This window comes from Cobetia sp. 5-25-4-2 (assembly GCF_013374075.1).
In the GTDB taxonomy this organism is placed as follows: domain Bacteria; phylum Pseudomonadota; class Gammaproteobacteria; order Pseudomonadales; family Halomonadaceae; genus Cobetia; species Cobetia marina.
On record NZ_BLWK01000010.1, the window covers coordinates 34,126 to 59,576 of the forward strand.

Annotated in this window: 20 protein-coding genes; 3 read left to right on the top strand and 17 right to left on the bottom strand. The window is 63.5% G+C overall.

Annotated elements, in window-relative coordinates:
* Nucleotides 1-143: 143 nt before the first annotated feature.
* Nucleotides 144-1,076, bottom strand: a complete 933-nt coding sequence (locus HXS65_RS16165) for a MurR/RpiR family transcriptional regulator (RefSeq protein WP_176494385.1) — start codon at nt 1,074-1,076, stop codon at nt 144-146.
* A 165-nt stretch (nt 1,077-1,241) separates the two neighbouring features.
* Here HXS65_RS16165 and HXS65_RS16170 point away from each other — a divergent pair, with 165 nt between their 5' ends.
* The 3 genes from HXS65_RS16170 (at nt 1,242) to HXS65_RS16180 (ending at nt 4,665) form a co-directional block, all read left to right on the top strand.
* A complete protein-coding gene (locus HXS65_RS16170; RefSeq protein ID WP_176494386.1) occupies nt 1,242-2,570 on the top strand; it encodes an aspartate aminotransferase family protein in 1,329 nt (442 codons plus the stop codon).
* A 64-nt stretch (nt 2,571-2,634) separates the two neighbouring features.
* Nucleotides 2,635-3,207 (top strand): carboxymuconolactone decarboxylase family protein, encoded by a 573-nt coding sequence (locus HXS65_RS16175; protein ID WP_176494387.1) that lies wholly within the window; start codon nt 2,635-2,637, stop codon nt 3,205-3,207.
* A gap of 201 nt (nt 3,208-3,408) precedes the next feature.
* Complete coding sequence (locus HXS65_RS16180) at nt 3,409-4,665, top strand: FAD-binding oxidoreductase (protein ID WP_176494388.1); 1,257 nt, start codon at nt 3,409-3,411, stop codon at nt 4,663-4,665.
* 28 nt (nt 4,666-4,693) lie between these two features.
* Here HXS65_RS16180 and HXS65_RS16185 read toward each other — a convergent pair whose 3' ends face one another.
* The 16 genes from HXS65_RS16185 to HXS65_RS16260 form a co-directional block, all read right to left on the bottom strand.
* Entirely contained in the window at nt 4,694-5,800 is a 1,107-nt protein-coding gene (locus HXS65_RS16185; protein WP_084208248.1) for a glycosyltransferase family 4 protein, read from the bottom strand.
* A gap of 860 nt (nt 5,801-6,660) precedes the next feature.
* The gene (locus HXS65_RS16190; protein ID WP_084208247.1) at nt 6,661-7,833 is read right to left on the bottom strand and encodes a glycosyltransferase family 4 protein; all 1,173 of its coding nucleotides are present in this window, start codon (nt 7,831-7,833) and stop codon (nt 6,661-6,663) included.
* A gap of 118 nt (nt 7,834-7,951) precedes the next feature.
* Nucleotides 7,952-9,070: a hypothetical protein gene (locus HXS65_RS16195; RefSeq protein ID WP_077374048.1), complete on the bottom strand. Its 1,119-nt coding sequence runs from the start codon at nt 9,068-9,070 to the stop codon at nt 7,952-7,954.
* 8 nt (nt 9,071-9,078) lie between these two features.
* Entirely contained in the window at nt 9,079-9,876 is a 798-nt protein-coding gene (locus HXS65_RS16200) for a glycosyltransferase family 4 protein (RefSeq protein ID WP_176494389.1), read from the bottom strand.
* A gap of 52 nt (nt 9,877-9,928) precedes the next feature.
* Nucleotides 9,929-10,945, bottom strand: a complete 1,017-nt coding sequence (locus tag HXS65_RS16205; protein ID WP_176494390.1) for a phosphoribosyltransferase family protein — start codon at nt 10,943-10,945, stop codon at nt 9,929-9,931.
* Complete coding sequence (locus HXS65_RS16210) at nt 10,942-12,063, bottom strand: glycosyltransferase (protein WP_176494391.1); 1,122 nt, start codon at nt 12,061-12,063, stop codon at nt 10,942-10,944. Before HXS65_RS16210 ends, HXS65_RS16205 begins: the two co-directional genes overlap by 4 nt.
* A complete protein-coding gene (locus tag HXS65_RS16215) occupies nt 12,053-13,531 on the bottom strand; it encodes a lipopolysaccharide biosynthesis protein (RefSeq protein ID WP_176494392.1) in 1,479 nt (492 codons plus the stop codon). The genes HXS65_RS16210 and HXS65_RS16215 overlap by 11 nt, the downstream gene beginning before the upstream one ends.
* Nucleotides 13,522-14,355 carry a WbqC family protein gene (locus HXS65_RS16220; RefSeq protein ID WP_176494393.1) on the bottom strand — a complete coding sequence of 278 codons (834 nt, stop codon included), beginning with the start codon at nt 14,353-14,355 and terminating at the stop codon, nt 13,522-13,524. The genes HXS65_RS16215 and HXS65_RS16220 overlap by 10 nt, the downstream gene beginning before the upstream one ends.
* A 3-nt stretch (nt 14,356-14,358) precedes the next feature.
* Nucleotides 14,359-15,501 carry a DegT/DnrJ/EryC1/StrS aminotransferase family protein gene (locus HXS65_RS16225; protein ID WP_176494394.1) on the bottom strand — a complete coding sequence of 381 codons (1,143 nt, stop codon included), beginning with the start codon at nt 15,499-15,501 and terminating at the stop codon, nt 14,359-14,361.
* 96 nt (nt 15,502-15,597) lie between these two features.
* Nucleotides 15,598-16,908 carry an exopolysaccharide biosynthesis polyprenyl glycosylphosphotransferase gene (locus HXS65_RS16230; protein ID WP_240499685.1) on the bottom strand — a complete coding sequence of 437 codons (1,311 nt, stop codon included), beginning with the start codon at nt 16,906-16,908 and terminating at the stop codon, nt 15,598-15,600.
* Between the two features lie 54 nt (nt 16,909-16,962).
* A complete protein-coding gene (locus tag HXS65_RS16235) occupies nt 16,963-19,182 on the bottom strand; it encodes a polysaccharide biosynthesis tyrosine autokinase (protein WP_084208242.1) in 2,220 nt (739 codons plus the stop codon).
* A gap of 5 nt (nt 19,183-19,187) precedes the next feature.
* Entirely contained in the window at nt 19,188-20,321 is a 1,134-nt protein-coding gene (locus tag HXS65_RS16240) for a polysaccharide export protein (RefSeq protein ID WP_077374075.1), read from the bottom strand.
* 27 nt (nt 20,322-20,348) lie between these two features.
* Nucleotides 20,349-20,639 carry a hypothetical protein gene (locus HXS65_RS16245; RefSeq protein WP_139345440.1) on the bottom strand — a complete coding sequence of 97 codons (291 nt, stop codon included), beginning with the start codon at nt 20,637-20,639 and terminating at the stop codon, nt 20,349-20,351.
* A gap of 1,041 nt (nt 20,640-21,680) precedes the next feature.
* Nucleotides 21,681-22,790: a glycosyltransferase family 4 protein gene (locus HXS65_RS16250; RefSeq protein WP_077374081.1), complete on the bottom strand. Its 1,110-nt coding sequence runs from the start codon at nt 22,788-22,790 to the stop codon at nt 21,681-21,683.
* 113 nt (nt 22,791-22,903) lie between these two features.
* The gene (locus HXS65_RS16255; RefSeq protein ID WP_176494395.1) at nt 22,904-24,085 is read right to left on the bottom strand and encodes a glycosyltransferase family 4 protein; all 1,182 of its coding nucleotides are present in this window, start codon (nt 24,083-24,085) and stop codon (nt 22,904-22,906) included.
* Nucleotides 24,082-25,086: a glycosyltransferase family 2 protein gene (locus HXS65_RS16260; protein ID WP_077374088.1), complete on the bottom strand. Its 1,005-nt coding sequence runs from the start codon at nt 25,084-25,086 to the stop codon at nt 24,082-24,084. The genes HXS65_RS16255 and HXS65_RS16260 overlap by 4 nt, the downstream gene beginning before the upstream one ends.
* Between the last annotated feature and the right edge of the window lie 365 nt (nt 25,087-25,451).

The window sequence follows — 25,451 nt, forward strand, 5'->3', positions numbered from 1 at the left end:
GTGAACATCACCGCGGCGACACCCTTGCACCAGATTGGCGCGCCTTCAGTTATTCGCGAACGGAGGCGAGCAGACAGATGCTGCCAATTGGTGCGCCCGCCCAGCCATGCCGCGTGAGATGGGACAAGTGCATCGGCGCCAGATCAGCGACGTGCGCCTCCCAGCTCCGTGATGATCGCCTCGCGCTGCTTGAGCGAGGCCACGCCTGCCTCTCCCAGCTTGCTGGCCACCTCGCTGAGCAGACCTTCGGCGAGAAACATGAAGGCGCTCATGCTGTTGCTGTAGAAGAGGCTGTGATTGGGCACATGGAAACTGTGGCGCGCCAGCGGCGCCAGCGGGGAGCTGGCCGAATCGGTCAACGCGATCACCACGACTCCGCGTTTCACTGCGACCTCGGCACAGGCCACCACGCTTGGGGTATAGGGGAAGCAACTGGCCACCACCAGCACGTCGCCGGCCGTCAGCTGGGCCAGCGCATCCGCCACGCCCTGACGACTGGCATCCAGCGGCGCCACGTCCGGGCGCAGCATGCCAAGTCCATAGGCCATGAACAGTGCCAGAGAATTGAACTGACGCATGCCATGCAGGCGCACGCGCGGTGCCTCGGCCAGCAAGGTGGTCGCGGCCTCGAAGTCCGCGGCGTTCACCTTCTCGAGCATGCCGAGAATGTTGGCGCTTTCCTGACGCCCCAGTCGTGCCAGCTGTGCCATGGCACCACTGTCGGCATCACGTGACGAGAGTCGCGCCGCCTGCTGACTGTAGAAGTGCTCGCCGTCCGTCACGGCCTGACGGAAGACAGCCTGAAACCGGCTGAAGCCCTCGTAACCCAGGCGCTGCGCCAGACGCGAGAAGGTCGAGGCATTCACGCCGGTCATCTCCGCCAGCTGGCTGATGGAAGACACCGCCGTGCGCTGCGGCGACTCGATCAGCACGGCCAGCACGCGTCGGGAACTCGCGCCGAGGCGGATCGCCACCTCACGACGATCGATCGCCACCAGCAGCTGCTTCAACCCTTCCAGGGTCTCCGGCGGCGAGTCAGGGGATGCGGGCCCGGGGGCTCGGGAGGATGGGGGCATGGGATGCCTCCTTGGCAAGGGACAGGACAGATGGCGGCAACGGTAGCATCTCTGGCGGGTCGAGTCCGAAGGCACAAGCGACAACATGCAATTATTGATTGCATAAACGACAAATGCACTACATATTTGCATTACACCTTCGCGCCCCCGCCCCACGGAGCCCCCATGAGCCACGTCTTCCATCGCAACCTCCATCAGGACTACCCCACCGCCGTGCAGGGCGATGGCCCCTACATCGTCGACCGAGAGGGTCGCCGTTATCTGGATGCCAGCGGTGGCGCTGCCGTCTCATGCCTGGGCCACAGCGATGAAGCGGTAGCTCAGGCCATCAAGGATCAGGTCAGCCGACTGGCCTACGCGCATACCTCGTTCTTCACCAGCGAGCCGATGGAGCAGCTGGCCGACTTCCTCATCGAGCGCGCCCCCGAGGGGCTCGACTCCGTCTACTTCGTCTCCGGTGGCTCGGAAGCGGTCGAGGCAGCGCTCAAGCTGGCCCGCCAATATTTCGTCGAGATCGGCCAGCCCCAACGCAAGCATCTGATCGCGCGGCGTCAGAGCTATCACGGCAATACGCTGGGCGCGCTGGCCACTGGCGGCAACGCCTGGCGCCGCCAGCAGTTCGAGCCGCTGTTGATCAACGTCAGTCACGTCAGCCCCTGCTACGCCTATCGGGACCAGCAACCCGACGAGACGCCCGAGGCGATGGGCGTGCGTCTCGCCGCCGAGCTTGAGGCGGAAATCCTGCGTCTGGGCGGTGAGAACGTGATGGCCTTCGTGGCCGAGCCCGTCGTGGGTGCCACCCTGGGGGCCGTCACGGCGGTGCCGGGCTACTTCACGCGCATCCGCGAGGTCTGTGACCGCTACGGCGTGCTGCTGATTCTCGACGAGGTGATGTGCGGCATGGGACGCACCGGCAGCCTGTTCGCCGCCGAGCAGGAAGGTGTCACGGCGGACCTGATCACCATCGCCAAGGGGCTGGGCGCCGGCTATCAACCGATCGGCGCGACCCTGGTCAGCCAGCGCATTCGTGACGCCATCGCCAATGGCTCCGGCTTCTTCCAGCACGGCCATACCTACATCGGCCATGCCACCGCCTGTGCCGCGGCACTGGCCGTCCAGCAGGCCATCGAGTCCCGCGAGCTGCTGGCGCAGGTCACGCGGCTGGGCAATGGCTTGCAGGCACGCCTGAACGAGCGCTTCGCGAACCATCCCCACATCGGCGACATCCGTGGTCGCGGTCTCTTCCAGGGCGTGGAGCTGGTGGCCGACCGCGACACCAAACGCCCCTTCGACCCTGCGCTCAAGCTGCATGCTCGCCTCAAGAAGGCTGCCATGGCCGAAGGCCTGATGTGCTACCCGATGGGCGGCACCCTGGGTGGCCGCCAGGGCGATCACATCCTGCTGGCGCCGCCGTTCATGCTGGAAGACTCACATCTGGACGAGATCACCGACAGGCTGGGGCGTGCCATCGACACCACCTTGGCCAGCCTGTGACGGCTCAGCTGCAGGCGCATTGCCTACCCACGATCTTTGAATGGATTTGAATGGAGTGACTTTCATGGCGATCACATCGCGCCTGACCGAACTGGATGAGGCCAGCATGAGCGCAGCCCAACGTGAGGTGATCGCCGAGATTCTCAGCGGCCCGCGCGGCAACCTCGATGGCCCGTTTCTGGCCTGGGTCCACAGTCCGGAGCTTGCCAATCACGCCCAGCGACTCGGCGCCTTCTGCCGCTACGCTACCGGCCTTGAGCTGCGCCTGAGCGAGCTGGCGATTCTCACCACGGCGGTGTGGTGGAAGTCCCAGGCGGAATGGCAGATCCACGCGCCGATCGCCGAGCAGGCCGGTCTCTCGCCGGATGTCATCACGGCACTGCGCGAGGAGCGGGAGCCTGAGTTCGACCGCGATGATGAGCGGCTGATCCATCGCGTCACCCGCGCACTCTACGCCGAGCGACGTATCGATGATGCGCTGTATGCCGAGGCCGTCGCGATGTTCGGCGAGACGGTCGTGGTCGAACTGGTTGGCATACTGGGTTACTACGCTCTGGTGGCGATGACGCTGAATGTCTTCGCCGTGCGGCGTGGCGATGACATCCCGCTGCCCTTCGAGGAGCCGAATGGCTCCTGAACCGCTCGCCGCAAGTCGCTCATCGCCCGGCGCCCATCGCCCTGGCGGACACGCTGCCGAGACGCAGGACGCCCTTGCCGAGATTTCCCCTGCGAGGCATGCTCGGGTTGTCACACTCTGCGCCCCGGCTGACTCCGGGGCGCGATGCATTGCGGCGCAAGCACCCCGACAACAACGACAAGACAACATGGTGAGCATTCGATGAGTGATAGCGAACACACGGAAGTGGCCGTGATCGGCGCGGGCGCCGTCGGTGTCGCCTGCGCCCTGTGGCTGCGGCGCAGCGGCCACGAGGTGACGATGATCGAGCGCGAGGGCATCGCCAGCGGCACCTCCTTCGGCAATGCCAGTACCCTGGCGGATTATGGCTGCCTGCCCATCGCTCGCCCCGAGATCTGGCGCAGCATGCCCTCACTGCTGCTGTCACCTGACTCCCCCTTCGTCATCGACTGGAAGTGCCTGCCGAGGCTCTCGCCGTGGTTGATGCGCTTCATGGGTCAGTGCAACGCCACGCGCTTTCGAGCCAACAGCGAGATGCTGGCGCGTCTGCTCAGTCACACCTACGAGGACTATCAGCCGCTGCTGGACGCTGCCCCGGCGGCGGCCGGGATGATTCAGCGCAAGGGCTGTCTATATGCCTACGGCAAGGCCGAGAACCTGCAGGCCGCACAGGGCGATATCCGGCTGCGTGACCAGCTCGGCATCCAGCAGCAGGTACTGACAGCGGACGAGCTGATCGCGCTGGAACCCGCCATGGCAGGCCATACCGCCGGCGGCGTGCTGTTCCCCTCTTCCTGTCATCTGGATGACCCGCAGGTGTTCATCGATACCCTAGCCGCTCCGCTGCGCGAGGAGGGCCGACTCGTCACCGCCGAGGTCACCCGCCTGAGCTCTCAGGCCTCCGGCATGCTGCTGGAGTACGCCGACGGCAGACGGCTGATGGCGGACCGCGTGGTACTGGCGGCCGGGGCCTGGTCGGCACATCTCGCCCGCCAGATCGGCGACAGGATTCCGTTGGATACCGAGCGTGGCTACCACATCGAATTCGATCTCGAGCACTCGCCGCTCAACCGCCCGACCTGTCCGGTGGAGAGTGCCTTCTACATGACGCCTCTGCGAGGCGCCGAAGGGCCGCGTCTGCGAGTGGCAGGCACCGTGGAGTTGAGTTCGCTTGCGGGGCCCGCCAACCCGGCCCGCTTCGATTATCTGGAAACCCGAGTGCGCAGGGTGCTGGGACTGGATGCCCCGGTAGCCCGGCGCTGGCTGGGCTTTCGCCCCACCCTGCCGGACTCCGTGCCGGTGATCGGCCCGTCACCCAACGAGCCACGCGTGATCCATGCCTATGGCCACCAGCATATCGGCGTGACCCTGGCGGGCGTGACCGGGCGACTTGTCAGCGAGTGTTTAGCCGAAGGCTTACCGGACTGGCTGGCACCCTGCTCCCCGGCACGTTTCTGATACGACGCGAGGCATTCTAGGCCGAGCCTCAGGATGCCTTGTCCAGCACCCGCTGCCCGGGCAGCATGCGCGCCAGCAGCTGCTGCCACTCGTCACACAGGACGTCGGCATCGAAGCGTGCCGCGTTCTCGCGCGCCAGCAGGGACATCTGCTGGCGCCGCGGCGCGTCCTCGATCAGCAGGCAGAGCTCACGCGCCAGTGCCGCAGCATCTTCCACATCCACCAGCACGCCACTGCCGCCCTGGAGGATCTCCGCCGGGCCGGTCTCGCAGTTGGTGGAGACCACAGGAAGACCGAAGGACTGCGCCTCCAGCAACGTCATCGGCAATCCCTCCCAGCGCGAACTCATCGCGAACAGCGCCGCCCGCTGATACTCCTCTTCCACCCGGGAGGTGCGACCGACGAAGACCACGCTCTCGCTCAGACCCAGCGTCCAGGCCTGGGCCTTGAGGGCGTTCTCATCCTCTCCCCAGCCGACGATGCGCAGTCGCCAGTCCGGATGTTGACGGGCGACCCTGGCCCAGGCCTCCAGCAGGACATCAAATCCCTTCTGCTCGGTGAGGCGGCCGACGGCCAGCACGGTGCGCGATGCCTGAGTCGGCGCATCCTCCTGGGGGATGCGCGGCACCGGATTCCAGATCGCCTGCACCTTGTCGGTGATGCCATAGCGTGCACGCCACGCCGTGGCGTCCCGCTCGGTCAGCACCACGATGGCATCCGCCAGACGCACCGCGGTCGAGCGCCCCACCGTGCGCAGGTGCGAGCCATGATGCGTGCCGAGATTGAAGTGCTCCCAGCACACCAGTCGCGAACGCACGAAAGGTGCCCATGACGCACAGAAGGCGAACAGGATGGAGTCCACCAGAATCACCGCATCCGCCTGATGGCGGCGCACCTTGGCAAGCAGACCCGAGCTGATGCCCATGAAGCGGCGCACGCCACCGCGCGCTTCCTTGAGCTTGAGCTCACTGGTCATGACAGCGTCATCGAGATGAAAGGAGGTGGTCGCGGGACCGAACAGGCTGGCGATGGTGACATCATGTCCCGCGCGTGCCAGTCCACTGGCGATCTCGCAGGTCACGCGTTCCGTACCGCCGTCACTGGAAAGATTGCCGACGATGAACAGGATCTTCATTTCTCATGCGCTCCGTGCAGGGAAATTCACGCAGGAGAGCCGTGTCCGGCAGGCGCAGCCAGGGGCGCGGTGCACCAGACATGACAATCTCCGGCGCAGAAAAAACCCGCCACCGACGAGTGTCGATGGCGGGGTCTATTTTGAAGGGCTATTTCGAGTGGACGATATCGAGTGAGCCATTTCGAAAGGCTAGCTCGGAAGCCAGTTCGAGGGGCTCTGGCGAGAAGCCATGTCCGGGGGCTCTGGCGAGGGTCGATCATGCATGGCCATCGCGCTGTCTCGCCTGACAATCGCGAGCTCGGCCCACGATCGCGGTGTCACGACGACATCATGCGTCGCTCAGGAGGAGGCTCTACCGCCCGGCTTCGCCTCATGCAGAGCTGGGTGATGCTCCCTGTCGGAGACCTGGTCAATCACGCCACAGTCCTCGCAATGATAGCGAGGCGGCAGCCCGATCAGCCGCTGCCACCAGTGGCGCTTGATACGGTGCACGCTGGCACCGCCACATTGGGTGCAGAAACGATATCCACGCATGATGACTCTCTACTCCATGTATTCTCAGATATCCCGGGCACGACCCCGAGATGCTTCCATTACGTGCATGGCAACTGGCAGGACAGTCAAATGGCGCAATCGCCATCATGCGCTGCCCTCTACTCGGCAGACTGACACCGCGGGCTCGCGCCGTGTGGGCGTGGTAACGACAAGGCGATGACGACGTGAAGGTAACGGCGGCGCAGGCACCAGAAGGATGACGGCCTGACAGGTAACGTGGTCTGTCCATTATGCGCCTCTCGCGCGCACGCCGTTTCCGATATTCGCCGCACTGCATAGCAGCAAATCCGTCATGCTTTCGCCGCTCAGGCCGGTGACATCGCGCCGCGTCCCCGTCCGATTTCCGGCGCCAGGGTGTGCTGCATGCACCCGAGATAGGCCCGTACCACGATGGCCTGATCGAACTCGCGCTCGATACGCTCCCGTGAGGCCAGCCCCGCCGCCTCCAGGGCCTCGCGGGGCATTTCCAGGCAGGCCTGCATGTGCTGCTCGAGAGAGTCGATGCTGCCGGCCTCGCACAGCCAGCCAGTGGCCCCCGGCAGCACCGAGCTGCGACAGCCGGGCACGTCGCTGACGATGGCGGGACGTCCCATCGAGGCCGCTTCGAGTACCGTACGCGGCATGCCTTCTCGGTAGGACGGCAGCACCAGGATGTTGGACTCGGCCAGGAACGGCCTGACATCACGCTGTTCCCCCAGATAATGCAGCACGCCCCGCGCACGCCACTGGGCGATTTCCTCGTCACTGATCGCGGTGCGGTTGCTGATGCCCGACGGCCCGATCAGCCAGAAGCGTGCCTGGGGATAGCGCTCATGCAGGCGTTCCGCCGCTGCCACGTATTCCCGCACGCCCTTGTCGGCGATGAGCCGCGCGACCATCACGAAGGTCAGCGGCGGGCTCTGGGGCTGTTCGGTGAAGGCGAAGCGTTCAGGGTCGATCCCCGCTCCGGGCAGCACCACGGAAGGTGTCGACTTCTGCAGCCCCATGCGCAGGAACAGCGCCTGGTCATCCCGGTTCTCGAAGAACACGCAGCGTGCGCCGCGATTGGCGATGCCGTACAGCGCCCGTACCCGGCGGAACAGCCAGCTGTCGTGGAGGAAGGCGGTGCCCAGTCCCGAGACGTTGTTGGTGTAGGGGATGTTGAGCAGGCGACAGGCAAGCCCCGAGTAGATATTGGCCTTGATGGTGAAGTTGAGGACATAGCGTGGCCTGAGCTTGAGCAGCGTCATCAACAGCGCCATCAGGCTCTTGCCCTCACCCACGAGTGACGTGCCCTTGCCTTCCATCCCCAGCGGCCGATGCTCGACCTTGAGCTCATCGACCAGGCGCGCACTGTGTGCATCGGTGGGAGCGAGACACACCACGCGATAGCCCGTATCGCGCAGGCCCTCGATGACACCGCGATGGAAGTTGTAGAGGAAGAAGGACGAGTTGGAGACCAGCACCACCGTGGCGGGCCGGGAATCTGATGTCGGCATGTGGCTATCCTTGGCATGTGATGCAGAGGAACAAGCGAGGGGCACGGATCGCCTGCCCGGTGATCTGCCAGCCACATGAGCGGCAGGAAGTGTGCGGGCAGGCGATCAGCGCGAGGCGTCAGTCGAGCAAGGCCGGGCGGCGTTCCTGCTGCCAGCGGCGAATCAGCCCGGTGTCGTAGGCCATGCAGACCACGTAGATGACCAGGAACGGGAAGCGGTAGCGCACTGCCGTCCCGTAGTTGAAGACCACCAGTCCATAGATGGTGAAGGCGCCGATCAGGTACAGCAGCCAGAAGAGCGTCTTCTCGCGCTGGACCTGCCAGCATTGCAGGGTCAGCCAGACGAGGAAGACCACCACCAGCAGATTCTCGCCGGCCTGGATCAGCTGCAGCGGGTTGGCCGCCTCCCAGGGCAGCGGCTTGATCAGGAAGTACAGCGCCCCCTGGATGCCCGTGACCACGAAGTCGCCGAAGCCCTGGATGATCTCGACATCCTCCTTCTTGCCGCCATCCTCGATGTACATGGCCGCGCGGAAGAAGTTGATCTGGTCCACCGCCAGCGGATAGATGATCAGTACGCTGGCGACCAGACCGACCAGCAACCAGCAGAAGCGCTTGGTGGAAAGGCCACGGCGGCTGACGTCGTAGACCACGTAGACGCCGAGGAACACCAGCATGATCAGCATGTTCTGGAACTTGATCAGCCACAGCGGCATCAGCATCAGCAGTGCCCAGCCCGGTCGCCGTTCGATGGCCAGCAGGAAGCTGGCCAGCATGAAGCCCGTCACCAGGGTGTCGCGCAGACTCAGCGAGCTGTAGAGCACCAGACTCGGGTAGCAGAGCAGGAACAGCAGCACCGCATGCGAGATGATCCCGCGGCGCAGCATGACCATCAGCCCGCCGATGTAGAGAAACTTGTTGAAGAATCCCAGACTGGAAATCGTCTCCACCAGCGGCAATGGCAGCAGGGCCAGCAGGCTCGAGGAGAACGAGACGGTCAGCGAGTGATCCATCGAGTCCCAGTCCATGCTACGCATGGCCAGTACCTGCTCCCAGTAACGGAACTGGTCCGGCATGTATTCCGGCGAGAACAGCACATTGTTGAGCAGGTAAGGCACCAGGCTGCTCAGACTCAGGATGATCGCGACGTTGCGGGTCACCCACCCGCGCACGAAGCCCACCATCACCAGTACCAGACAGACGAGCAGATTGGGCAGGTCGAGCAGTATGGCTTCCATGAAACGGCTCAGTCCCTGACGTCGGTGTGTGTAGCAGACAGGCCGGCATTGGCCGTGACGCGATACGTCGCCGATGCCCTGTCACCCGCAAACGCGGTGACCGGCACGGTCTGCGTGTCCCGTCCCTGCACGCGTGCGGGAGTCGCGGACGCGACTGACGGGCTATCTTCCAGCTCTTGCGTGTTCATGCCTGCCGCCTGCATCAAGAGCCACAGACACCGCATCAAGGGCCCTTCTTCCAGCGCCGCAGACGATTCCCCGGCGTGCGCCGCGCCACCGATGCGCTGTGGCGCGAGATCCAGTTGCGCGGTATTCGCCTGCGGGATGCCTGCCTCGCTGGCCAGTGCCTGAGTGATCACCTCGCTGGCCCCGATCACCAATGCCGCCTGCGGATACTTGAGCGCCATCGCACGTCTTGCCGCGTCGCGACGATTCCCCGCCGCTGCCAGCTCCTGCGCCAGCGCCGCGACGTGGTGGATGACCACCGGCACGCGCCGCCGATTGAGGCGCGCCGCCTTGAGCGCCGTCAGGTTGGCTTCCAGACCGCTGGACATCAGCACACAGGGCTTGTGGCGCGCCAGGTAGCGCGTCAGGGCCAATGACAGGGCCAACGGCCCCTGCCTGCCAAGCTCCACCAGACGCACGCCATGCGCCAGCGACGTGACGACGTCTTCCTCGGCATGCGGCAGTACCACATCCACCTCGTGTCCCAGGCGGGTCAGACCCGCGGCCAGCGCCAGCATCTGACGAGTCTCGCCATGATCGGAGCCGGCCGAGACGAATAGCGCCATCCTGTGCGTTTTCATAACGATTCCTTTGCAGTGGATGGACACCCCCGAGGGGGTGTCCGCGCGAGGTTCATGCCACTCGCTGGAAGACGCCCCGTGCCTGACGCTCCCAGGAGGCCGGCAGCAGCTTCATCACCCGGCGGATGCCACGCTTGCATTGGCGTGTCATCCACTTGCCACGCTGCAACTTCAGCATGGCCAGCCATTCGGGGTTGACCATCTGCTGGGCATCCACGCAGTAGACCGGCTTGCCGGTCATCTGCGCGATGCTGCTGGCCTGCCCCACTTCACTCTCGATGAACAGCCGACAGCCCGACTCGCGGTAATAGCCGGCCTTGTGGCTGGCATGACAGCCCAGTTTCAGTCGCGCTTCCTTGCTCGGCAGATCCAGCATGATCAGTCGCTCATAGGTCACGCCATGGCGCGCAAGCCAGGCCTCCGTCTCGGGGCGGTACTTCTCGAGACGGTTGGTGACCAGCGAGTGCACCCGGTAGGTGGGCAGATGCAGCGGGGTCGCCTCGAGCAGGAATCTGCGATAGCGCGGGCCGTCATCGTTGTCTTCGGGAGAAGGATCGAGACACAGCACGCCATCGATATCCACGCAGGCATCCTCCAGTGCCGGATGGTGGAAGAGGTTCCACTGGAAGGCGCGCGGGTGTTCGAGCTCGACGAGCGCCAGATCCACTTCATTGGTGACCCCGGGGTTGGCGTAGATCACGCAGGTCATGATCTCGCAGGGGCAATCCGCCGGGATGCGCGCCAGGGAGGCCTTGAGCGAGGCACCGCTGTTGAGGCTGTCATCCACCAGCAGCACGCGACGATAGGCCCAGGCGGAACGTGTGCCTTCCTCGGACACCTCGCCGGCGGTGGACTCGCGCAACTTGCGCGTGATGCCCTTGCCGGGCACGCCATCCGCCAGGAAGGCATCGAGATCGGTACAGGCGCGATTGAGCATCGCGCTGATCATGTAGGCCGGCACCATGCCACTGCGCGGAATGCCGACGATCAGGTCGAAGTCCCCTGCCTGCAGGCGTGACATCTGACTGGCGATGTCACGGCCCAGATCGCCGTAGCTGCGATAGTTCATGCCGCTGCCTCCGTGTCCTTCGCCTGCCCGGGCGTGGCAGCCTTGCGACGCGTCAGCTTGGCGAACATGTCGCGGCGGACCAGCGACAGCACCTTGTTGCGCTGCATGTGGTGCAGATAGCCCAGCCCGCGGCGGAAGTTGGCGAGGCGCTGCTGGGTGGTGCCGGGCGCCATCACGTACTGCTTGAAGTAGTGATAGAGCGGGATATACAGGGTGTCGGCTTCCGGCAGCGTGCGCGTGGCGCCATAGAAGGTGTCGATGGCGGCCAGCATGTCGCGCTGGTAGCGCTGCTCGACCTCATGATCCTGCTGCTGGGAGGTCCAGGAGCCCTTGGCGTTGCGACGATAGACGCAGGCGGCATCCTCGTAATAGAGCGTCTCACCCAGCAGCGCCATGTAGGCCTGCAGGAAGAAGTCCATGATCGGCGCACCACGGTAGGATTCCAGCATGGCGTCCACATGCGACTCCACGCGGCGGAAGGTCAGCGCCGGTGACGGAATGGAGCCGCCCCGCAGCCCGATGATGGCCTCGGGGGAGAGACGCGCGACGCTGTCGGCATAGCGGCAGATGATCGAATGCTCATCGCGATGCTCGTCATACTCGATGGCCGGGTGGAAGCACACGGTGGCACGCGGGTTGGCATCGAACAGCGCCACCTGACGCGCCAGCTTGTCGGCCTTGACCCAGTAATCATCCCCTTCGCAGTAGGCGATGATGTCGCCGCGCATCACCGGCATGCAGAAGGTGATGGGCCACACGTGCTGCGAGTACTGGTTCACGTCCTGCAGGATCGGCCGGATGATGGAGGGGTAACGCGCGGCATAGTCCTCGATGATCTCGCGCGTGCCGTCGGTGGAGGCATCATCATGCACCACGATCTCGAAGGGAAACCGCGTGCGCTGCATCAGAAAACCATCCAGCGCCATCGCGATGTAGTCGCCGTGATTGAAGGCGAAGCACATCACCGAGACACGCGGCGTGGAGAGATTCCCCTCCCAGTCCGCCATGATGGTGGCTTCATCCGCCGGCGCCGGGGGAACCGGAATCGGCCCTTCCTCGAGGGCGCCCCCCGTGACCGGGGTACCCTGCGCCTGGGAATAGCTCACTTCAGCTAGCATGAAGATTCTCCACTTTCCGTTGTGAAAGACGATCTCGTATCAGACCAACACCCGACTGCCAGGCCGGAAAGCGCAGCAGGCAAGAGAGCAACAGGTAACTTGCGCCGGAGAGACATCCCAGTCCCAGCAGCGCCGCCCACGGAGACCAGTCTGGCGATGCCGCCAGATGCTCCACCGCCAGCCAGCAGCAAAGCGCGATGACCGATGACAGCATCAGGCTCGGCAGGAAGTCGACGCACTGCTCGCGGATGCTGTAATCGATCAGCGTTCGCGAGAACCACGCATTGGGGATGTAGGACAGCACCGCCACCACGATCTGACCGATCAGGATCGCGATCACGCCGTGTTGCCAGGTGAGCGCCAGCACCACGCAGATCAGCAGCTTCTTGATCACCTCAAGCCCCAGGAACAGGTCCGAGCGCCCCTTGACCTTGAGCACATTGAGGTTGAGCGAACTGAGCGGATACATGACGGCGGCAATGCACATCAACTGCAGATAGGGCACGGCGTCCAGCCAGCGGTCGGGGAACAGTGCCTCGAACAGCGGACGGGCCAGCGCCGCCATCAGCAGCACCCCGGGGAACAGCAGATAGACCATCAGCTGCAGAATGCGTCGATAGGCATCCTTCAGCCGCACCGGGTCATGCTGGATGCTGGCCAGGGCCGGGAAGGTCACGTTCTGGATCGCGGCGACCAGTTGATTGAGCACCAGCTCCTTGAGGCGATCCGCAAAGAAGAACAGCCCCGCCACCGAAGCCGCGAACAGCTTGGCGATCACCAGCACGTAGAGATTGACGAACACCACGTCCAGCATGCGCGACAGGAACATCTTGTAGCCGAAGCTGAACATGGCCTTGAAGGCGTCCATGTCGAAGGTCAGGTGCGGACGCCAGCTGCCCCACCACCACATCAGTGCCGTGGTCACGAAGGCCGCCGTCAGCATCTGGCCCACCAGCGCCCAGACCCCGAAGCCCAGCCAGCCCAGCAACACCGCGACGCTGCCCGAGATCACGCTGCCGGGGATGCCGGCCTTCATGCGGGTGCGAAAATCCAGCGCCCGGTTGAGCATCGCGCCCTGGATCACCTCGAAGGCGTTGATCAACACCACCAGCCCGCCGATACGCACCAGCACGACAAGTCGTGGTTCAGCGTAGAAATCGGCAATCAACGGGGCGCTGAGATACAGCAGCACATAGGCCACCACCCCGAAGCCGATGTTGCTGAAGAAGGCGGTGCTGGCATCACGCGGGCCGAGAGTCGGCAGACGCAGGATGGCCTGCTGCAGGCCCGAATCCATCATGGCCGAGGCGATGGTCAGAAAGACCAGCACCATGGCCAGCAGCCCGAAGTCCTCCGGCAGCAGCAGACGGGCCAGCAGCAAGGTGACGATGCTGGCCATGCCACGGCGCAACAGCTGATCCATGAAATTCCACAGGATGCCGATGGTCGTCTTGTGGGTCAGTGACACGCGGCGACGCCTCCGGCTGCTTCTCGTGAAGAGGCGCGCGGGCGCGAAGCAGGCTCTGCAAGCGACGGCTGCCAGAGCTGATCCATGCCCTCAGCGGCGGGCCCCCAGGGTGCATCTCCCGACAGCAGGGTGTACTCCGCCAGCCGCGAGACGACGTCAGCGGGTGAGCACCACATCAGCACATCGATGATCGAGAGACTGCCGACGAACTCGCCCTCACGCGCGCCGGGCGCTGCCTGGCGGTAATCACGCGGATGGCTGGAGAGAAAGGACAGACGCAGCCCTGCCTGCTCGAAGGCCTCCCCCCGGTAGAGCTTGCGCCCGCCGATACTGTTGACGTAGCCGCGCCCGCCGCGCTGGCGGGAAAGTTCGATGAGACGGTCTTGCGCCGACTGGCTGCGCTCGTAATCCATCTCGCTGGTCAGCGCGAAGCGACACTCGAGCCCCAGATAGCGGCAGATCGTCTCGAAGCTGAACTGGCACAGTGCCCCGATGCGGCGATCCTCATGCATGAGAATCGTCTGCAGCAGCGGCATGACCTCTGCGTAATGCGGCGCCTTGGCATAGGCATGGTGCAGAGTGGTCAACAGTGACAGGGGGGGCGGTGCGAACGACAGCTCGCCGATGCGCCGATTGGGTGAGGCATCCGGCACCGACAGCGTGAAGCGATGGGCCTTGCCGCCCAGCAGCACGCTGTTGCGGTTGATGTAGCCACGCGGAATGTAGGCGACGTCGTCATAGATGAGGAATTCGTCACAGGCGTGCATCAGCTGGAAGTAGCCCAGATGCGGCAACAGGTAGGGTTGCATGATCGCGATGTTCATCGTTCAGGCTGCCTTCTGATGCCGATCGACGATGACGCGCACCGCGGCGAGAATCTCGCTGACCTGAAGTCCCGAGAACAACGGCAGACACAGGATACGGCTGGCGATGTCTCTGGAATGCACGATCTCGGGCTGCTGGAAGTCCGCGTCCTGCAGGTCTGCCGCCGGTCGCCCCAGAAATGCCAGTGACTCCAGCGACGGACAGAAATAGCGCCGCGGCTGGTAGCCTTCCCGCTCCAGACGCTGCATCACCCCCAGCAGGACACTCTCGCTTTCCAGAATGATCGGGAAATAGGCGTAGTTGAGGCTGACGCCCGGCTGACGTGCCTGAAGCTGCACGTTGCCCTGAAACGCCTGGGCATAGGCATGCCAGACCAGCGCGCGGCTCTCGAGGTTGCCCTCGATCTCGTCGAGCACGCACAGCCCCATGGCGGCCTGGAACTCGTTCATCTTGGCATTGATGCCCAGTTCCTCGATGCACTCGGGGCCAGTGATGCCGAAGTTGATCATCTTGCGGGCACGCTCCAGGTCTTCCTTGCGCTTGAAGATGATCGCGCCGCCCTCGATGCTGTGGAACAGCTTGGTGGCATGGAAGCTCAGGGTGCTGGCATCCCCGTACGACAGCAGGCTGTTGCCACGGTAGGTCGCGCCGAAGGCATGGGCGCCGTCATAGATGACCTTGAGGTCGCGCTCTTCCCCCAGCGCATCGATGGCTTCCACGTCACAGGCGTTGCCGAACACGTGCACCGGCACGATGGCGCGGGTACGCGGCGTGATGGCCGCCTCGACCTGTGCGGGGTCCAGGCACAGGGTGGCAGGATCGATGTCCGCGAAGACCGGCTGCATCCCTTCCCACTTCAGGCTGCTGGCCGTGGCGATGAAGGTGAAGGGAGTCGTGATCACCTCGGCGGGTTCGCGCTGTCCGACCACGTTGTTGATCCCCAGCGCGCGATAGGCCACCTGCAGTGCCAGGGTGCCATTGCTGACCAGCAGCAGATGCTTGACGCCCAGATAGGTCTCCAGGCGCCGGGTCAGCTCCTGCTCCAGCGGGCCATGATTGGTCAACCAGCGGCTCTGGAAGATGGCATCCACATAACGATCGAAATTCTTCCGCTCGGGAAAATAGGGGCGCGTCACCGTGATCATGATCTCGACTCCTTTCGTGCATCAGACAATGGGTGGTAGCTCATGGGCCCCTGTCAGGTCGCGAGTGCCAGGGGTAACCGGAGGAAGGAGGGTCGGCTAGCGCGACCCGTTCCCGCTGATCACGATCCGGATGGTGCGAATCACCACCAGCAGATCCAGCCAGAAGGAAAAGTGCTTGATGTAGAAGAAGTCGTATTCAAGCTTGCGGATCATGCCCTCGACTTCCGCGGCATAGCCCTGCTCGACCTGCGCCCAGCCGGTGATGCCCGGGCGTACCACATGGCGGTAATGGAAGAACGGCACATCCTTGCGATACCAGTCCGCCAGATTCATCGATTCCGGACGCGGCCCGATCAGGCTCATGTCACCCTTGAGCACGTTGAACAGCTGCGGGAGTTCATCGAGACGGCACTTGCGGATGAAGCGCCCGACCCGGGTGATGCGCGGGTCACTGCCTTCCTGGGTGAAGCCGGCCCCCTTCATGCCGTCATACATGCTGCGAAACTTGTAGACGGTGAAGGGACGGCAATGAAAGCCCATGCGTGGCTGACGGAAGACCACGGGGCCCGGGCTGTCCAGTCGGATGGCCAGCGCGGTCAGCAGCATCACCGGTGCCAGCAGCGGCAGCAGCACCAGCGCCACGCTGAAGTCCATCCAGCGCTTGATGACCTCGTAATCCTCACGCGGCATCAGCGAGCCGAATTCATTGGCATAGAGGTGATCGAGCAGCACGCGGCCGGTGATCATCTCGTGGGCCTGGGTGGCGTGATAGACGGGAATGCGGTGGATGGTGCAGTCAGCGAGGAAGCTCTCCCACTCACGGGGCATCTCGGCACGCAGGTCTGCCACCACGCCATCGATGCGCCGCATGCCCACGAGGTCCGGCCCCTTGAGCGTCAGCCACTCTACCTCGCGACGCTGACACAGCGCCGGCGCCTTGCCGAACGGCACCACGGCAAAGCGCATGCGCCGGACATGGGTGTCGATGTAGTAGTAGGCCGTGCACAGGCTCACGGCGAGCAGGAAGGACAGGCCGACCTGATGACGCGAGTAGTCGAGATCGAAGACCCCCAGCGCCAGCATCAGCATCAGATAGCAGATGACGATGGTGGGTACCACGTAGAGGTAGGAGCGGGTCCCCGGCAGGCGCGACAGGCGATTGACGGCGGTGATGGACAGCGTATAGGCCACCCCCGTGCCGATCATGGCGTGCCATTGGGCATCGCTGGTCAGCCACCAGCCGTGGTCACCGGGTACCAGCTCGTTGAGCCCCGCCTGGTAGAGTGCCGGCGCGATCACCACCACCAGCATGCCGAAGACCAGCTGCAGGCGTTTGCTGGCGATCAAGCGCTCGTAATGATGCGAGTAACGACGCTGGTGCTCCATCGATAAGGGTAAACCGCTCATCGTGCCATCTCCTCCGTGATTCAAGCGTCATGAGAGCCGTGCCGCGACACGGCATCAGGTATAGCTGTAGTTGTAATACCCGTAGTGCTGCTTATCCCCGGCCTGCTGCTCGATGGCATTCAAGATCGCGCCCTTGACGTGGATGCCGTTGTTCTCGAGCTTCTTGCGAGCATGTTCCAGCTCACGCACCTGGTTCATGCCGAAGCGCGCCACCATCAGGCTCGCGCCGACATGGCGCCCGATGATCAGCGCCTCGGTGACGGCGAGTACCGGCGGGGTATCGATGATGATCAGGTCATAGCGCTCTCCCAGCTGCTCCAGCAACTGGGCAAAGTTTTCCTGCATCAGGAGCTCGGACGGATTCGGTGGTGCCACCCCACGGCCCAGGAAGTCCAGGTTGTCGATGCGCGTGTGATAGATGACCTCTTCCAGAGGACTTGCGCCGCTGAGGACATCCGAGAGGCCGCCCTGCTCGGAGGTGCGCTGGAAGGCGTGGTGAAGATGTCCGCGTCGCATGTCGGCATCGATCAGCAGCACGCGCTGGCCGGCCTCGGCGCTCACCGCGGCCAGGTTGAGGCTCACGAAGCTCTTGCCGATGCCCGGACTCGGGCCGGTGAACATCACCGACTTGCGCTGATTGTCCAGCAGCGCGAAGTGCAGGCTGGTGCGCAGGCTGCGCAGCGCCTCGATGCTGATGTCGGAAGGCTGCGAGGTCGCCAGCACGCCCTGATAGATCTCGCGCCCGGACTTCTCGCCCTTGAGGCGCACGCGACGCATCATGCCCTGCTGCAGCGGCGAGAGCGGGATGGTGGCGTAGACCGGTAGGTCCAGGGACTCGATCTGTTCGGCGCTGTCGATGCCCTTGCGCATGGAATGCCGCAGCAGGATGCCCAGCACGCCCAGCAGGAAACCGGCCATCGCGAAGACCACCATCATCAGCGAGGTTCTCGGCGAGATGGGGCCAGGCTGCAGGACGGCGGGATCCAGAATCCGCACGTTGCCGACCGTACCGGCCTTCTTGAGGCGCACTTCTTCGCGCTTGTTGAGCAGCGCGACGTAGATTTCCTGGCTGACATTGACGTTGCGGTTCAGATTGAGCGCTTCGCGCTGCGCCGCCGGCAGCTGTTCCGCCTGCTTCTGGACCCGCGCCTTTTCCTGATTGAGGGAGTCACGACGCGCCACCAGTGCCCGATAGGCCGGGTGCTCATGGGTGTAGGCACGCGACAGCTCCGCCAGTCGCAGCTTGATCTCGGTCAGCTGGTTGTCCAGCCCCACCAGATTCTCCATCACCTGCTGGCTCTCGGCGGTCAGGTCCACGGAATCGCGGCGGCGGCGATAGTCGTTGAGGGCGGATTCCGCCTCATCGAGCTGGCCGCGCAGCGTCGGGATCTGGTCACCCAAAAAGCCCAGCTGGTTGTCGGCCTCGGCGGATTCGCGCTCGATGTTCTGCTGCAGGAAGACGTCGGTGATGGTGTCCAGGGTGCTGACGATGGCCTGCTGGTCGCTGCCGGACAGACTCAGGGTCACCACGCCGGTATCGCTGCCGTTGCGCTCGGCGGTGAAACGCGACTTGATGGAGTTGATGGCACTGAGGTCCGAGATGCTGGTCAGCGCGAAGCGCGCCCCGGGGCTGGCCTCCATGCGCTGGACGAAGACCTTGATGTCACCGGACAGTGCATTCTCGCCCACCGTGCCATGCATCAGCAGGTTGCCCTCGGCGTCCAGCAGGCGATAGTGCTGCTCATCGACCACTTCCAGGGTCAGCGTCTGTCCCTGCCACTGGCCGCCAAGCTCCAGCGTGGTGACCTTCAGGACGTCATCCCCCCAGGCATATTCATTGCCGCCGAGACTCTCCGGCAGACGCATTCCGCGATGGGACAGCCAGTCGCCGATGACGGGGTAGCGCACCGGTGTGACGACGATGTTGAGACGCTCACGCGCCACGGCCTGCCCGAGCACCAGCCGCGAGGCCAGGATCTCCAGCTCGTCACTGGTACTGCCCTCCTCGGGGCCTCCGGACTGACCCGTCAGCGTGCCCAGCAGGCTGGCGCTGCCGCCCTTGTCCTCGATCTGGATCAGCGAATCAGCCAGATAGATGCGCTGTTGGCTGCCGACCACATAGATGCCGATCAGCGTCAGCAGCACGGTGCTGGCGATCAACCACCAGCGACGATGCCAGAGCAGTGCCAGCAGGGTGCTGAAGTCCAGGCGACGCGTCGCGTCCCGGCCAGCGTCACCGGAAGATGGCGGCATGGGAGAAGTGAACTGATTCATGGACCTCAATCTCCCTCGATGTCGTCGATGACCGAGACGAAGGCCCCGGTACTGGTGACCGACGGCAACAACTGACTCAGCACGCGGTTCCAACGGCTGACCGGCGCCGCGGTGACATAGACCACATCCCTGGGCTGCAGCGGGAAGCGTGCCCCCAGCATCAGCGAGGTGGCATCGGAGATATCGAGCACATAGACGGTGGCGAGCTTGTCAGCGTCCGGGCCGTTCTCACGGACCACGAAGACACCGGAGGGGTCGGCACGGTCCTCATCCACGCCACCGGCGCGTGACAGGGCATCGGTCAGACTCAGACGCTCGTTGCCCACCGGCATGTTGCCGGGCTTGAGGACCTGCCCCAGCACGAAGACGTTCTGGTCGGTCGCCACCGGGATATTGATGACGTCGCCATCGTGCAGCAGGCGGTTCTCACGCATGTTGCCCTGCTGCAGCAGCTGATAGAGGCTCAGGTGCTCCTGGTGGCCGTCGCGGGTCAGGGTGATGTCGTGGGTATTGGCGAGTTCGGTGACGCCACCACTGGCACTGATGGCATCGATCAGGGTCAGGGGCACATCGGTGACCGGCACGAAGCCCGGCTCACGGACCGCGCCGCTCAGATAGACGCGCTGCGAGCGGAACTGGGCGACGGAGACGTTGACCTGCGGGTCGGTGATGAAGCGTGACAGGCCACGCACCAGCGAGGCGCGCACCTCATCCACGGTCATGTCCTTGACGTTGATGCGCCCGACGTAGGGGTAATACAGCGTGCCATCCGGCTGCACGATGTAGGTCAGCGCTTCCACCGTCTGGCGCTGAACGCCCGTCTCCTGGGCCAGATCCAGCGGCGTGCTCAGATTGATGGCCAGGATGTCACCGCCACCCACGCGGTAGACGTAGCGCTTGATGTCATCCACCAGAGCGTCATCGGCCGGGGCTGTCTGAGCCGGGAGTGCGCGATAACTGCTGATCAAGGCCGGCGTGATCGGGCTGACCGTGACATGGTCCGACAGCGGCGCCGTCTCGACCTCATAGTCCATATGGCCGCCAGGGGCGAAGGCACAGCCTCCCAAGGCGGCCAGCATTATCGCCAGGGAAACTCCCCGCAGCGTCGATCTGGTCGATCTCTTCATAACCTCTGTCATCCCCTGTAAGCCCTGCGCTCTGCTCGATCACATCCTGATCGGCGCATTCATCGTGTATCCGGACACGCTACCGCCCCGAGGAATCGGCTTTCTCCCCTGCAGCACGTGGAAATTCTGTGACGTTCCCTTGCGAGACAGGCGCGAATCATTCCCTGCCTCCGCCAGCGCGCCGTTGAACGAACGGTGACCTGTCAGGATCGACCCAATCCCGACATGTACCGGATCATGAAAATCATCCAACGGCATCAGACCATCCTGATCCATGACACGGCCTGAAGAATCAGCACAACTCATCATGACGACATGAAAGATAATCACGGCATCTTCATCGATGACTCATGACTCTCATGCTCGACATCATCAGTATCGTCATTGAAGGATGACTGATAGCGTGATCAGCCATTACAGGAGGGCATAAGAACGAAAATGAGGACTCATTTTCGCCGGTATTTCAGAGATCTCTCGACACTTTCCCGAGTATCAACAACGCATCACGAGAAGGCCTGGGTGAATCGTGAAACGTCAATCTCCGCATTGCATCACCGGATGAGCAAGGGCGAACCCTCTGCATCCGGCATCAGGAGAAGATGACATTCACGTATTCTGGAGTGGTGAGACACAATGAAATACAGCAACTTGCGACCAGTTCGTACCTGCCTGACTTCCTGTCGGCCTTTCCATTCTCTTCTCCCATGCCACGAACTGGCGCCATCGAGACTGACAGCAGCGATCAGAACGTCACAGGGATTTCGTGATGGATTCGGCACTTGACCATCATCAAATCACCCTCTCATCTACGATGAATCGTGAATAATCACGTCTTAATCAGCGTGACATCATCGATATTTCATGAGGTGGCGATCTGCTTGATTTTCAATGTCTGATTACGGACTTGATAATAAATTAATCGACCACAACAGCAAGGCGTAAACTCTCTTTCACGACGATTGTATTGCCGCACTTCACTTTAGACTGCTTTCTCTCATCTCAAGTATTAGTAGAGCGATGACGTGAATGAATCGCCAACCGCTGAGAGCCACTCATCCTGATGCCACACCTGACTGACATCCGCATGAACCTCATGACCCAGCGCTCCCCATCATCTGGCATGAGACGTCTCATTCAGGTGGCCGCATAGCGCCATTCCCCATTTCCAGGACAAGAAAAAGGGCAACCGATCATCGCATCGATTGCCCACTCTTCTGACTGCCATGTCCAGCGCCAGGCCCCGCATCTCAAGCCCGCATCTCAAGCCCGCTTTTCAGGCGCACCTTTCAGGTCCGCACCTCAGGCCCATTCTTCAGCCCCGCAGGGCCCCATGCGCACTCTTCTCCCATTCGCCACCCTCGCCCTGCGCGTTCAGACCGAGACTTCGGGTGCCGCATCCAGCTCGCCTTGCAGTCGGCTGGTGTAGAGCTCCAGATGCCCGGCCAGCGCCGTGTTGATGTGGTAGCTGCCGCCGTGGCGTCGCGCGTTGCGCGCACAGCTGCGTCGCAGCTCCTCGTCAGCCACCAGGCGGGTGAGAGCATCGGCATAGCGCGCCGGCGTCTGCTCATCCACCACCAGCCCGTTGCCGACCCGATGCACGACTTCTGCGCAGCCACCGACGTTGGTGACCAGCACCGGCAGCCCGCTCAGCGTGGCTTCCAGCAGCGAGATCGGCAGTCCTTCCCAGGCAGACGACATCAGGAAGATGTCCGATGAGGCCAGAAGCCCCGCCACATCCGAGATGTTGCCCAGCAAGGTGACCTGATCCTCGAGCCCGGCGTCACGGATCTGCGTGACCAACTCGGCCTTGAGCGGCCCCTCCCCGGCGATGCTGAGCGTGACATTCAACCCCTGTGCCTTGAGGCGGCGGCAGCTCTCGAGCATCAAGGGATACTGCTTGGCTTCGGTGAGACGTCCGATGGCTGCCAGCTTCACCGGGGTATCCAGCGCCGTCATCTGCCAGCCGCTGTGCTTGAGGCGTGCCCCCGAGACGGCATTGTCGATCTGGACCACTGGCCGCCTGACCAGCGGCGCAAGCTTGCGCGTGCAGGCGTGACAGATGCCGACATAGGCGCTGACGCGACGATCGAACAGTCGAAACAGCCAGTTGGGCGCCCCCAGCTCGATACTGTGCACGGTCATGATCACCGCAAGCTTGCGTGGCAGCAGGAAGGCGAACATCAGCGCGTAGTAGAGATGGCAATGCACCACATCCGGGGCGAATCGATTCACTTCCGCGCGCAGCCGCGTGCCGCCCCGCCAGGGACGGCGACGCGTGTCGGCGCCCAGAAACGAATGACTGATGCCCGCCTGACTCAGCTGGGCCAGGAAGTGTCTTTCATAGTCCAGATCTCGCCCGCACTGCTCAGCGGTTTCCAGAAACGTGACATGAACGCTGTGCCCCGCCGCGACCATGGCAAGGCTCAGGTCCTTGACGTAGACCTCGGCACCTCCTGATGCGGGGGTCGAGATGACATGCATGATTCTCACGGCGATAGCCTCCTGCTGTCGTACCTGAAGATTCGTATCCGATAGCGCGAACGCGAGCCCCGAAAGGAGGGCTCGCAAATCACATGTCTGGTGCCTGACTCAGCTCAGATGACACGCAGCAGTGCCGGGGCTTCCAGTCCCTCCAGCACGGCCTGCCAACTGGCCTCGACGGTACGGCGCGAAAACCGCTCCAGGCCGTAATCGACATTGGCACGCAGGCGCGCAAGCACTTCATCATCACCGAGCACGGCGCCCAGCTGCTGACTGAACGCTGCCACATTGCCCTGCTCGACCAGATAGCCATTGATGCCATGCTTGAGGATCTCGCGGGGCCCGGCCGGGCAGGCGAAGCTGATGCAGGGCACGCCACAGCTGAGCGCCTCGACCAGTACCAGCCCGAAGCCTTCGAAGCGTGATGACAGCACGAACAGGTCTGCCGCGGCGTACTCGCGCCGGATGTCGCTGCACTGGCCGGGCATCTGAAGCTGGCGCGTGATGCCAAGCCGCTCCGCCTGCGCCTCCAGCGCCTCGCGTGCATCACCCTCGCCGACGATGCGCAGCACCCAGCCATCACGCGATTCGGCGGGAATCGCCGCCCATGCCTCCAGCAGCAGATCAAAGCCCTTCTGGTGCGTCAGACGCCCCACCGCCACCGCCACCTTCGGCGCGACGATCTCAGAAGGCGCCACTGCGGGCGGCGCGGCGGCGGCGTCCTGCAGCCGGGCCTGACGCTGGAGGATCTCGTGCTCCAGCGGATTGAGGTTGGGCACGACGCTCAGACGCTCGGTGGACTGGGGGAGCAGCTGCTCCCAGTATTCGCGGTCCTCATGGGAAAGCACCACGATACGATCGGCCCGCCTGGCCGCGAGACGCCGCGCGACATTGCGCCGTGGCACGCCGAGATCCGAGGTGGCATTGAAGTGTTCCCAGCAGAGATAGCGCGTGCGCCGCAGCAGATAGCTGGGCAGCAAGAATGGCAGGAAACCGATGCTCTCGACCACGATCACCACGTCCGGTCGCTTGCGCAGCACCATCCAGAAAAGCCGCAGGAACAGCAGCACGCCGCGCAGCGCCCCCAGATGCTGACGTTTTGGATACAGCGATTCATGCACGATATCCTCGTGCAGGGGATAGGGGCTGTCGGCAGGGCCATGCTCGCTGACCACCTCCACCTGATAGTCACCGCTGGCCGCCAGCATGTTGGCGGTATCGGCGCAGGCACGCTCGGTGCCGCCGGTGCGCGACTGGGCGCCGGTGTAGAACAGGACATGCTTGCGAGTGCTCATGACGCGTATTGGCTCCGCCGAATCAATTGCCGGGACAGGGAAGGACTGAACGCATAGCTCATCAGCAACGCCTTTTCCTTCAACGACAGCTGACGCAATGCCGCCCAGGATGACTGGCGCAGCTGAGACATCACCACCTGCCTCACCTGGTCATCGTCGTGGGTCTTGTTGATGGCCTGGCGCATGATGAAGCTCACACCGACGAAGCGCAGGGCGCGAATCTCCAGCAGTGCCAGGCCGTGGGCGGCCGCGAACTGCTCGCGGTAGCGGGAATCGAACACCTGCCAGCTGCGGTGAAATCGGGCCAGCTCGCGATTGCCGAAGGGCTTGCGGGTCAGAGAACCGTCGCTGCGCTTGTCGAAGCGATACAGCACCTGGGGCAGATAGAGAACGCGTGCCGCCCGACCGAACAGCTCGAGGTTGTAGAGACCATCCTGGGAAACAGGAAGGTCAGGAAAGCTCAGGGCGCAGGCGAGATCGGCGCGGATCGCCTTGCCCCAGGGAGCGGAGACGATGCGGTCGTGCATGAAATCGGTGAAGGCCTGCATCTGGGTGCGCTCAAGAGGCTGGCTGCACAGTGGCGTGCTCTCCCGCTCTCCCTGTGGCCCCTGCAGGCAATAACGGAACACCACCACCTGCGGGCAATCGAAGGCCACGATCTGCGCCTTGAGCGTATCCAGGGCGCCGGCCACGAAGGTGTCATCCGCATCGCAGAACAGCACATAGCGGCCACGTGCCAGACTCAGGCCATGGTTGCGGGTCGGCCCGGGCCCGAGATTCTCGGCATTGCGGCGCAGTACCAATGAGGTCGGTGGCCGGGCGGCGTGACTGCGCTCCACCCGCAGAAAGGAATCATCCGAAGAGGCATCATCGATGATGATGTGTTCGTAAGCGGTGTCGTTGGCCGCGAGACTGGCGATGCAGCGCTCGAGCCCGTCACCCGAATTGTGATTCGGCGTCACGATGGTGAAGAAAGGAGATTGTGCTGCGTTGCGTTCCATGCCCGGATATCCATGTGGCGGTGCTTGTCCATCAGGGGCTCACGCTCAGGCCGTGTTCATCACTGCCAGGCATCAAGCAAGGAGGCCCATGAATCTGTCGGCTGGCTTGCCCTGCCAAAGCCCGGCCCAAGCCACCAGCGACATCATGTGGCCGCAAATGGCGACACTTCATGCCCCCTTGTTCACCACAGACTAATAAGCTGCTGATATTCAAACAAGGCGACATGTCGCCAAAAACCGAATTCATGAGGGTTCATGTCGCAAACTCCTTGCATCTCATGCGTAAGCTAAGCAATTCAAGACCACTAAATTACCTATGCAAGTTTGAGCAGGATGGGCCGAGCTGCTGACACGCTTCATCCGCG